Here is a 10,516-nt window from a genome sequence, read left to right as displayed (position 1 = left end):
AGGTGTGCCGGACGGGTATTGCTGGAGCTTGCCCAGGAGGCCGGTATTGAGGGGGTAGAATTGCTTTTGTGAATAATGCACAAAAAACAATTTTAGATTTTTCTGCATTTAACCCTTGACATTTTCCTCACATTTTCACCCGCTTTCTTTAGTTGATTTTTGAATCTGGCTGTGATAAAATAACATGACTTATAATCATAATGGACGCTAGAAAGCTATCGCTCCTCCATGCCTATGACTTCCCGTCATGTCATGGTTAGAGCATAATCCATAAATTGTTGGATGTCAATTATAAATCCGATAATTATTGGATTTTTGTATATATTGCTCTATTCTTTTTTAAGTGGTGTAGTCTTCAATGAATATTGACTTTTTTGTGCATAATATCAAAGCCCGTTGCCGCATAATGGGAATTAGCCCAACGGAAGCATGTCGTGAAAGCGGCGTTGGCAGGGGTTTTATGGATAGCATAAAACGTGGAAGTTCCCCGTCCATTGACAGAGTTGAAATGCTTGCCAGATTCTTTGACTGCACCATTGGCGAGCTGATAGGAGAAGACACGACAGGGCTGTCCAGGGGCCCGGATCAGCCTTTTTTGGTCATGCGTTTCAACGCCTTGTCAAAGGATGACCAGGAGGAGATTTTGACCCTGGTGGAAATGAAATACCAAAAGGCGCTGCGGGAGATTGCGGAGGCCCAGGAGAAATCGGATAAATGAAAAAAGGGATGTGTCCAACTTGGACACATCCCTTTTCTGCGCTTGCGTTTTTTGCCGGTTTGTGGTATCCTCTTTTCATGCAAGAAGGACGGGGCCAGCTCCGAGAGGAGGGACGCCCATGAGCGCATTGGAAGTCATAGCGCTACTTACGCTCGTGATTGCGGCTGTTTCTCTGGGCTACCAGATAAAGAAATAACCGCCCCCCGACGCTAGCGAGAAGCGGCAATTTCAAGCTACAAACTTGACAAGTTGGCCGACTTCCCTGCTTGCACCCAGGGAGACCGTCCTTCTTGCTTTTTATTATAGCCATGTAACCTGTGGTTGTCAAGTGGAGTGTTGACGGGGATGTGTCCATTCTGGGCACATCCTTTTATCGTTAGTTGACAAAACTTCACCTAGACGGGCCCAGCGACGGGCAGTATAATAGTCCCGTACCTCGAAGGCGCGAGTCCCTAGGTGGAACACTTCCACCTAGACGGGCCGTTTTCGAGCTGGTAGAATGGTTCTACTTTAGGGCGGAGCAGTTTAGGGCGGAGTAAGTTAGGAGAGGAGCGGTGCGGAAAAGGCGTAGCCTTCCCGTCGTTCTGGACAGATCAAGAACAGAAGATACCGAAGCAGGCATTGACAAAATTTGTATATTGTGATATAAAGAAACCATTATTGATTGTTTGTGCGCCCTCCGTGGAACTCGGAGCTGGGCCGCTGGCCTGGGGGCTGCCAGAGAGCAGCATTGCATACGTTGTTAAGGTTGTACGTTGCCGGTGACCCTGGTCCGCAGAAAGGCGGAACGGATGCCGGAGGCATTTAGGGGGCAGTTTGCCCATTTTTGAATTATGACGAAGGAACCGGAACGGGTCTTGACTTTCTGCGAGGCGTCTGCTATGCTGTAGCCATACAGTATCAGAGCTTTGCGAAAGCAAGCGCAGTATCCGTGTTTCAAAGTGTCCGGGTTTTCCCACTGGGAAGGCGCGGACTTTTTTGCGTCCAAAAGTAGCAGAACCCGGCGCTCCGCGCAACGGGAGGGGACCAGTCACCCCCGACCGCCAAGGGTAAAGAAAAGGAGGATTTCCCATGCAAAATCAGATGAAAAGTTATTCTATTTCCGGGCCGGTCCAGACTGCCGGCCAGTTCCGCCTCCGGCAGGGCGGGACTTCCTTCAACCCCTCGCCGTCCTTCTGCCGGGGACGGGACCACGGACGCAGGCGGGATGTTTCCCGCGCCTTGCCCAAGGCTTCGCGTCTGCCGCGGGAACTTTCTTCCCCGTCGCTTTTAAGCGGCTTCACGGCGATCATACTGACCACGATATACAACGGAGACGGACCAGCTAGATCGGCTGCTTCCGGCCTGTAAAACCTGCTGTTTTCAATGGGTCTAAGCTCATTGGCGAGGGTTCGGCCTGGGAGGTCCGGCGGCAAAGAGCCGGAAATGGCTGGACCACGCCAATGGGCGAGGTGCGTCCTTTTTCAAAAAAGAAAGGATGTACTTATGGCAAATCATTACCTTAATCTCATGTTCCAGGTGGACAAGCTCCACCGTCACAACCGCCAGGGCAGCTATAAGACGCGGGCCCGGTACTATGAAGCCATGCAGCGGTTCTGCCGCTTCCTGGCGGAGGTCTACCGCTTGGAGCGGCTGGCGAATATTGCGCCGAAGCATATTTATGCGTATGTCGCTTATCTTCAGGAGCAAGAAAAATCCGCCTCCACTATCAAGACGGATCTCTCTGCCATCCGCTTTTTCCATGACCTCATCCCCAACGCTCGGTATGAACTGCCGGGAAACGGAGACCTGTCCCTCCAGCGCCGGACGTTCGGCGGCGTTGACCGGACGTGGAGCGATGCAGAATTTAGCCGGATGCTGTCCTGCGCAGCAAAGGCAGGCCGGGAAGACTATATTGCTATTCTGCATCTGGCCCGCTTCGCTGGGCTCCGTATCCATGAGTGTTTCCGTATTGACACCGCCACGGCGGCCAAGGCGGTTAAAGAAAAGGCTATCACCATCAAAGGCAAGGGCGGTTTGATTCGGACGGTTCCGCTCTCTGAACGCCTGGTCAATTACCTCCAATTCCATCTGGAGCAAACCCGGCGGGGACACAAACTCTTTGTTCCCGATGCCCAACAGACCCACGAGGCCATCAAGGAGCTGCAGGTATTCATTTGGCTGAACCGCTCCCTGGCCCAGGATGAAGATTCCACCCGGCCTATGACCTTCCACGGCCTGCGCCATACCTGCGCTGCGGAGAAGTACCAGGGCTTCGTCAATGCTGGGAAGACCCCCTATGAGGCCAGGAAGGCCGTCTCCAAGCTCCTGGGCCACGGCCGGGACGATGTAACAAACATCTACTTGGCTTCGCTGAAGGGAGGGGAAGAAGATGCTTAACCGCCCTTTGAGCTTCGACGATATCCCCTTGGTGCTGACGGTGGAGGAGCTGATGCCTATTCTCTGCATCGGCAGGAACACGGCCTTCGCCCTGGTGCGCTCCGGCCAGATCAAGAGCATCCGCACTGGCAAGCAGATCCGCATCCTCAAGCATGAGCTGTTGGAGTACCTGACCGGTGGAACCGGGACAACTGCGCCCTGGACAGACGCCGCCGAGCCGCTTACGATGGAGGATGATTCCTGCCGGGCGGCGAAAGGAGGTATTGACAATGCCGCGCGGTAAAAAAAGCGGACGGGCCGCCTCTGGGGACGGTTCCATCCGAAAGAAGATCGTGAAGAAGAACGGAAAAGAGTATACATACTGGGAAGGTCGCTATACCAGCGGCTTCGATCCCAAGACGGGGAAGCAAAAGCAGCACTCCATCTCCGGGAAGACCCAGGCCGAGGTTGCCCAGAAGCTCCGGGAGGTCACGGCAGAGATCGGACAGGGTATTTTCCAGGAGGCGTGTAAGCTGACAGTTGGGCAATGGCTTACGGCCTGGGAACAGGATTACTTGGTCGGTATCAAACCAAGGACTCAAGAAGCATATCGGAGTATTATCAAAAACCACCTTCAGCCGGAATTGGGGGCAGCCAGACTTGACATACTGAACGCGCACACCATCCAGCATTTTTACAATGGCCTTCGTAAAAAGGGCTTATCTCCCAAAACTATAAAGAATATCCATGGAGTGTTCCATGAAGCTCTTCAACAGGCCGTTATGATCGGGTATCTGCGAGTAAATCCTTCAGAGCCCTGCGCACTGCCTCGGGTCGTAAAGAAGGACATCAAGCCGCTGGACGATGACGCTATCCGCCGGTTCCTGGAGGCGGTACAAGGCCACCGCTTCGAGCTATTGTACCTCGTCACTCTTTTTACAGGGCTGCGGAAGGGCGAAGTGCTGGGCCTTGCCTGGGACCGCGTTGACTTCGACAAGGGTACATTACTAATCGACAGGCAGCTCCAGCGGGCCAAAGATGAAACCGGGGAACGCCGGTATAGCCTTGTGTCCCTCAAGAACGATAGATGGCGTCGGATCACACCCGCCGATTTCGTGATGGAGTTGCTTCGTCGCCAGCGGAGCCGTCAGGCGGAGTGGCGTCTGCGGGCGGGCCCGGCCTGGGAGGACAGCGGCCTGGTGTTCACCGACGAGCTGGGAAAACATCTCTCTCCGTATACCGTCTATAACAACTATAAGCGGTTGGTGGCTCTGATTGGCCGACCGGATGCCAGAGTGCATGACCTTCGTCACACCTATGCCGTCGCCGCAATCAAAAGCGGGGACGATATCAAGACGGTTCAGGGCAATTTGGGCCACGCCACGGCCGCCTTTACCCTGGATGTCTACGGCCATGTGACGGACCAGATGAAGCGGGACAGTGCGGAGCGGATGCAGAAGTTTATCAAGAGCGTTTCTGGCTAATGAGGGAAACTAAAGGGAAAATATCTCCCGCGGGGGACAGAAAAGCCCTGGAACCATTGCGGTTCCAGGGCCCCTTGTGGAGCAGGGTACGGGAATCGAACCCGCCTCCACGGCTTGGGAAGCCGTTGTACTACCGATGTACTAACCCTGCGTATTCAATTTACACAACAATATTATTATAAACGAACCGGCGGGAAAAATCAAGTCCTTTTCCGCCGGGAAAAGAAATTTTTACCCCGGGAAAGACCCGGCCCGCCCCAAAGGGGACGGACCGGACTTTTTCAGTTCCTTGTTCCTCCGTCAATCGGTGACGTAGGGCAGCAGGGCGATCTGACGGGCCCGCTTGATGGCCTCAGTCAGCTGGCGCTGATGCATGGCGCAGGTGCCGGTGGTCCTGCGGGGCAGGATCTTGGCGCGCTCAGAGATGAAGCGGCGCAGCTTGGCGGCATCCTTATAGTCGATGTGCTCGCACTTCTCGGCGCAGAACTGGCAGACCTTGCGGCGCTTGCCCCGCGTCGGGCGGGCGGGCCGGGATTCACGATCGAAAGCCATGAGATTTCCTCCTTTATTCCGGTGTCCGAAGAGCTCCGCGCCCTTCGGAATCCATCAAATTCAAAACGGCAGCTCGCCGTCCTCCTCGCCGATCTCGGTGAAATCAGACCCTCCTCCAAAGCCGGAGGCAGGAGCCCTGCCGGACGCGGCGGGGGCGCCGTAGGCGGGGGGCGCTCCGTAGGAGGAGCCGCCGTATTCGCCGCCGCTGTCCCGCTTGGAGTCCCCGAAGTAGACGTTGTCCGCCACGACCTCGGCGCTGCGGCGCTTGCCGCCCTCCCGGTCGGTCCAATCGCGGATCTGCAGCCGACCCTCCACCACGGCCATGCGGCCCTTGGCGAAGTACTTGCTGACAAACTCCGCCGTGCTCCGCCAGGCGACCACGTCGATGAAGTCCGTCTCCTTCTCGCCGCTCTGGGACTTGAAGTCCCGGTCGCAGGCGATGGAGAAGGACGTGACGGCGGTGCCGCTCTGGGTGCGGCGCAGTTCGGGGTCACGGGTCAGACGGCCCATGAGAATGATCTTGTTCAGCATGCGGGGTTCCTCCTCACTCGCCCTTGCAGACGATCAGGGAACGCATGATGCCGTCGGTGATACCGAGAACGCGGTCCAGCTCCTTGGGGAAGGACGGTTCGCTGGTGAAGCTCATCAGCACATAGTAGCCGTCGTTCTTGTAGTTGATGGGATAGGCGAGACGCCGGGCGCCCCACTCCTCCACCTCGACGGCGGAGCCGTTCTGCTCAGCCAGGGTCTTGAACTTCGCAACCAGAGCGGCGATGTTCTCCTCCCCCTGTGCAGGGTCGATGATATACACGACCTCGTAATTGGCAGTAACCTTTGCCATGTTTGCACCTCCTTTTGGACAAATGGCCCTCATACTCCGATGAGAGCAAGGATATGCCTGCAGCTGCAAGCCTACTTATTATATCGGAATTTGGGGAAATGTCAAGGAAAAGTTTCCACTCCGCCCCATGATTTTCGCCTTTTTCAGCGGCCCCGCCGTCCCCGGAGGGCCGCAAGGCCGCAGGCCAGGAGGAACAGCGCCAGGTTCGCCGCCACCACCGTGGCCCCCACCGGCGTGGACCAGGCGAAGGACACGGCGAGTCCCGCGCAGAAGCACCCCACCGACGTAACGGCGGCGCAGAGGGTTACCCCCAGGAAGCTCTGAAACAGCCGCATGGCTGTCAGCGCCGGGAAAATCACCAGGGAGGAGATCAGCATGGCCCCCATCATCCGCATGCCCAGCACGATGGTCAGCGCCGTCAAAATGGCCAGCAGGGCGTTGTACCGCTCCACCCGCATCCCTGTGGCCCGGGAGAAGCCCTCGTCAAAGGTCACGGCGAAAATGCGGTGGTAAAACAGGAGGAACAAAGCCAGCACGGCGGCGCAGAGGACCACCGACAGCCCAACGTCCGCCTTGCTCATGGCCAGAACGCTGCCGAACATATAGTTGTCCACGTCCGTGGTCATGCCGGAGGTCTTGGAAATCACCAGCACCCCCAGGGCCAGGGAGGAGGCGCTGACCACGGCGATGGCCGCGTCGCTGTTCCACCGGGGGCTGTCCGCCACCCGGAGGAGGAGAAAGGCCGCGGCGACCACCACGGGGATGGAGAAATACAGCGGCGTGAATCCCAGAGCCGCCGCCATGGCCAGGGCCCCGAAGGACACGTGGCTGAGGCCGTCGCCGATCATGGAGTACCGCTTCAGAACCAAGGGCACCCCCAGCAGGGCGGCGCAGAGGCTCACCAGCACCCCGGCGACGAGGGCCCGCTGAATAAAGGGGAAGGAGAACATTTCCAGCAAGCTCATTCCGCAGCCTCCTTAAAGCGCTTCCCATAGGGGGAGGCCAGATATTCCGCCGGAGTCCCCAGGAAGGACCCGCCATGCCCGATGTGGAGCACGGCCCCCGCGTCCCGGAGGGCGGGGCGGAGGTCGTGGGTGACCATGACCACAGCCATGCCCTCCTTCTTATTTAGATAATTCAGCGTCTTGTAAAGGTCCTGGGCGGCGGCGGGGTCCAGGCCGGTGACGGGCTCGTCCAGGATGAGCAGGCGGCTTGCGGCGCAGAGGGCCCGGGCCAGGAGGACCCGCTGCTGCTGGCCCCCGGAGAGGTCCCGGTAGCTCTTGGCCCGAAGCTCCAGAACCCCCAGCTTCCCCATGTTCATCAGCGCCCGGGACCGCTGGGCGGCGGTGTAGAAAAACCGCAGCCCCTTCTGGTTCAGGCAGCCGGAGAGGACCACCTCCTCCACCGTGGCGGGAAAGTCCCGCTGGGCCCTGGTCTGCTGGGGGAGGTAGCCCACGGCCCCCCGCTCCAGCTCCGCCGCCCGCTGGATGCTCCCCGCCAGGGGCGGCAGAAGCCCCAGGAGCCCCCGGAGCAGGGTGGACTTCCCGGAGCCGTTGTCCCCCACCAAGCAGAGGTAGTCCCCGCTCCGAACCCGGAGATTCAGATGGTTCAGGACGCTCTGCCCCTCATAGCCCAGGGACAGGTCCCGGCAGACAATCAGATCGGTTTGCTCCATGTGTTGCCTCCAAGCTCGTACTTGTCAATTGCTGCCATTTTACAGCGGGGGCGGGGGGAAGTCAAGGGCCGGTGTTTCCCGGGCCGCAAAACCCTCCGGCAGCTCCATCTCGTGGTCCATCCCCACGAAGCCGTATTTCTCATACAGGGGGCGGCCCATGGCGGTGGCCTCCAGGGAAACCGCTGTGACGCCCCTGCTTCCGGCCTCCTGGACCAGCAGGCTCAGGGTTTTGCGCGCGATGCCCCTTCGCCTGTATTCGGGACGCGTGTACATATTCATAATGTAGGCCCTCTGCCCGCTGGGATTGTGATAGGTGGGCATGATCCGAAAAAAGCTGACGCCGCCCGCGCCCGCCAAACGATCTCCGTCCAGCACCAGATACGCGGTGTGCGTGCCCTCCGGGAGCGCCGTTTGATAGTAGCGGCGGGTCTGCTTTCGCACCTCGTCCATGTCCGTGCCCTCCGGCAGTCCGTTGGCCGCCAGCAGCACATTGATTCTTGTCTCCGTCAAGAGTTCCAGGTCGTCCAGGGACGCCTTTTTAAAAGTCAAGTTCATGTCCTGTCCTCCGGTCCCGATGAATGGCTCTGATTATACCGCCTCCTCGCCGGTGCGTCAATGGGGCCCGGGCGCGTTTCCTTTCTTGCATCGCCGGGGGCCTTGTGATAAAATCAAAAAAATAAGGAGGCGGACCCCACGGCGGTGCCTGGACCGTCTTCTGGACATGCAGGAGGAGATCGAGTCGGAGGGAGCGGTCCGGGGGACCATCCGCCGCTGTCTCATAGCCGCGCAGAAAGAATCCCGACAGGAGGCCGTCCCATGGACAAGCAGATCCTTTTAAAGCAGTACTTTGGACACAGCGGCTTCCGCCCCGGGCAGGAACCTTTAGTAGATGCGCTTCTTTCGGGCCGGGACGCCCTGGGCGTCATGCCCACCGGGGCGGGGAAATCCGTCTGCTACCAGCTTCCCGCCCTGCTGCTGCCGGGGCTGACCCTGGTGATCTCCCCCCTCATCTCGCTGATGAAGGACCAGGTGGCCGCCCTGGCCCAGGCGGGCATCCCTGCCGCGTACATCAACTCGTCTCTGGACGCGGAGGAGTACCGGGAGGTCTATCGCCGGGTCCGCCGGGGGGACTGCAAGCTCTTATACGTCGCCCCGGAACGGCTCCAGGCCGAGGGCTTCCGCCGCCTGCTGGGGGAGCTGCCCGTCTCCCTGGTGGCGGTGGACGAGGCCCACTGCGTCTCCCAGTGGGGCCAGGACTTCCGGCCCAGCTATCTGGAAATCGCGGAGCTGGTGCGCGCCCTGCCCGTCCGGCCTCCCGTGGGGGCCTTTACCGCCACGGCCACGGCGGCGGTGCGGCGGGACATCGAAACCCTGCTGGAGCTCCGGGACCCCCTGCGCGTCACCACCGGCTTTGACCGGCCAAACCTCTTTTTTGAGGTGGTCCGGCCCAGGGACAAGGACCTCTGGCTCAGCCGCTTTTTGGCGGAGCGGCCGGAGCAGAGCGGCATCGTCTACTGCGCCACCCGGAAGGCGGTGGACGCGGTTACCGCCGCCTTGCTGGCCCAGGGCGTCCCCGCCGCCCGGTATCACGCCGGAATGGAGGACGGCGAGCGCCGCCGGAGCCAGGAGGGCTTTGTTTACGACCAGGCCCGGGTCATGGTGGCCACCAACGCCTTCGGCATGGGCATCGACAAATCCAACGTCAGCTTTGTGGTCCACTACAACATGCCCAAGGACCTGGAAAGCTACTACCAGGAGGCGGGCCGGGCGGGGCGCGACGGCAGTCCCGCCCGCTGCGTCCTGCTCTACGCCCCCGGGGACGTGCAGACCGCCAAGTACCTCATCACCCACTCCCAGGAGGCCCAGGAGGGGGACCCGGAGCGCCTCCGCCGGGATCTCATCCGCCTGGACCGGATGGTGCGCTACTGCAAGACCACCGGCTGCCTCCGGGCGGATTTGCTGGACTACTTCGGGGAGATCCACAGCGGAAACTGCGGGAACTGCGGAAGCTGCGCCGGGGATTTCGTGGAGCGGGACATCACCGTGGAGGCCCAGAAGATCCTCTCCGCCGTGGCCCGAGTGGAAAAGCGCTGCGCCTACGGCTTGGGAGCCGCCGCCATCATCAAGCTCCTCCGGGGCAGCCGGGACCGGCGGACCCTCCAGCTGGGTTTGGACCGGCTTCCCACCCACGGAGCCCTGAAGGGCGTGGACCAGGAGCGGGTCCAGCGGTACATCGATCACCTGATGGAGGAGGGCTATCTCCGCGCCGACGGGGAGGAGTACCCCGTCCTCCGGCTGACGGCCCGGGCGGGGGACGTGCTCTTCCGGGGGCAGCGGGTCCTTCTCCGGGAGCGGGCGGCGAAGTCGCCGCCTCCCCAGGCCGGCCCGGCGCCCGGCCCGTCTTCCGGGTCCGCGCCCCAGGAGGCGGACGGCAGCCTGCTGGCGGCGCTGAAGGCCCTTCGCTCCCGTCTGGCCCAGGAGGCGGGGGTCCCCGCTTACATCGTCTTCTCCAACGCCGCCCTGGCGGATATGGCGGCGCTCCGCCCCCTGGACATGGAGGAGTTTTTGAAGGTTTCCGGCGTGGGACGGGTCAAGGCGGAGCGCTATGGCGAGGATTTTCTGAGGGCCATCCGGGATTGGAGGGCCGGAGTGAGAGAATAATTCCTCTGCTTAAGAAACCGTCCGTCGAAAAGTTGGGTATCTTTGGAAATTGCCGCTTTTTACCTTAGATACTATTCACAAAAATGCCTGCTCATTTTTTCAATAGTGTATAAATATGGTATACTCTTCTTGACTGGCGGAGGATGCCTGTGCTAAAATACGGACGTATTTGCCGGAGACATGACGGCCGCTTCTTCAAGGGGACTTTGGAAAGGGAGTACTCCCTT

The 10,516-nt window shown here is 59.8% G+C and carries 11 protein-coding genes and 1 tRNA gene; 5 read left to right on the top strand and 7 right to left on the bottom strand.

Features of this window, described 5'->3' with window-relative positions:
• Window positions 1-358 precede the first annotated feature (358 nt).
• The 4 genes from Q1M04_RS10415 (at window position 359) to Q1M04_RS10400 (ending at window position 4,560) form a co-directional block, all read left to right on the top strand.
• Entirely contained in the window at window positions 359-718 is a 360-nt protein-coding gene (locus Q1M04_RS10415) for a helix-turn-helix transcriptional regulator (RefSeq protein ID WP_295757405.1), read from the top strand.
• Window positions 719-2,203: 1,485 nt separating this feature from the next.
• A complete protein-coding gene (locus Q1M04_RS10410) occupies window positions 2,204-3,097 on the top strand; it encodes a site-specific integrase (protein WP_297999585.1) in 894 nt (297 codons plus the stop codon).
• Window positions 3,090-3,380: a helix-turn-helix domain-containing protein gene (locus tag Q1M04_RS10405; protein WP_295757407.1), complete on the top strand. Its 291-nt coding sequence runs from the start codon at window positions 3,090-3,092 to the stop codon at window positions 3,378-3,380. The genes Q1M04_RS10410 and Q1M04_RS10405 overlap by 8 nt, the downstream gene beginning before the upstream one ends.
• A complete protein-coding gene (locus Q1M04_RS10400; RefSeq protein ID WP_297999584.1) occupies window positions 3,367-4,560 on the top strand; it encodes a site-specific integrase in 1,194 nt (397 codons plus the stop codon). The genes Q1M04_RS10405 and Q1M04_RS10400 overlap by 14 nt, the downstream gene beginning before the upstream one ends.
• Before the next feature lie 77 nt (window positions 4,561-4,637).
• On the opposite strand, the gene Q1M04_RS10395 is transcribed toward Q1M04_RS10400, so the two are convergent.
• The 7 genes from Q1M04_RS10395 to Q1M04_RS10365 all read right to left on the bottom strand — a co-directional run bounded on the left by Q1M04_RS10395 (window position 4,638) and on the right by Q1M04_RS10365 (window position 8,183).
• A tRNA-Gly gene (locus tag Q1M04_RS10395) sits at window positions 4,638-4,711 on the bottom strand.
• Between the two features lie 149 nt (window positions 4,712-4,860).
• Window positions 4,861-5,112 carry a 30S ribosomal protein S18 gene (gene rpsR, locus Q1M04_RS10390; protein WP_204789867.1) on the bottom strand — a complete coding sequence of 84 codons (252 nt, stop codon included), beginning with the start codon at window positions 5,110-5,112 and terminating at the stop codon, window positions 4,861-4,863.
• A gap of 60 nt (window positions 5,113-5,172) precedes the next feature.
• Window positions 5,173-5,643 carry a single-stranded DNA-binding protein gene (locus Q1M04_RS10385; RefSeq protein ID WP_297294013.1) on the bottom strand — a complete coding sequence of 157 codons (471 nt, stop codon included), beginning with the start codon at window positions 5,641-5,643 and terminating at the stop codon, window positions 5,173-5,175.
• 13 nt (window positions 5,644-5,656) lie between these two features.
• Entirely contained in the window at window positions 5,657-5,953 is a 297-nt protein-coding gene (gene rpsF, locus Q1M04_RS10380; protein WP_293279943.1) for a 30S ribosomal protein S6, read from the bottom strand.
• A 143-nt stretch (window positions 5,954-6,096) separates the two neighbouring features.
• Entirely contained in the window at window positions 6,097-6,918 is an 822-nt protein-coding gene (locus tag Q1M04_RS10375) for a metal ABC transporter permease (RefSeq protein ID WP_297999581.1), read from the bottom strand.
• Window positions 6,915-7,628, bottom strand: a complete 714-nt coding sequence (locus tag Q1M04_RS10370; RefSeq protein ID WP_297999579.1) for a metal ABC transporter ATP-binding protein — start codon at window positions 7,626-7,628, stop codon at window positions 6,915-6,917. The genes Q1M04_RS10375 and Q1M04_RS10370 overlap by 4 nt, the downstream gene beginning before the upstream one ends.
• A gap of 39 nt (window positions 7,629-7,667) precedes the next feature.
• Window positions 7,668-8,183 (bottom strand): GNAT family N-acetyltransferase, encoded by a 516-nt coding sequence (locus tag Q1M04_RS10365; RefSeq protein ID WP_297999577.1) that lies wholly within the window; start codon window positions 8,181-8,183, stop codon window positions 7,668-7,670.
• 261 nt (window positions 8,184-8,444) lie between these two features.
• On the opposite strand from Q1M04_RS10365, the gene recQ reads away from it, so the two are divergent.
• The gene (recQ, locus tag Q1M04_RS10360; RefSeq protein WP_297301489.1) at window positions 8,445-10,289 is read left to right on the top strand and encodes a DNA helicase RecQ; all 1,845 of its coding nucleotides are present in this window, start codon (window positions 8,445-8,447) and stop codon (window positions 10,287-10,289) included.
• The last annotated feature ends 227 nt before the right edge of the window (window positions 10,290-10,516 follow it).

The organism is uncultured Oscillibacter sp. (assembly GCF_950073225.1).
Lineage (GTDB): Bacteria > Bacillota > Clostridia > Oscillospirales > Oscillospiraceae > Oscillibacter.
The sequence above is the reverse complement of the archived record's forward strand: the minus strand, read 5'-3'. Positions and strand labels throughout refer to the sequence as shown.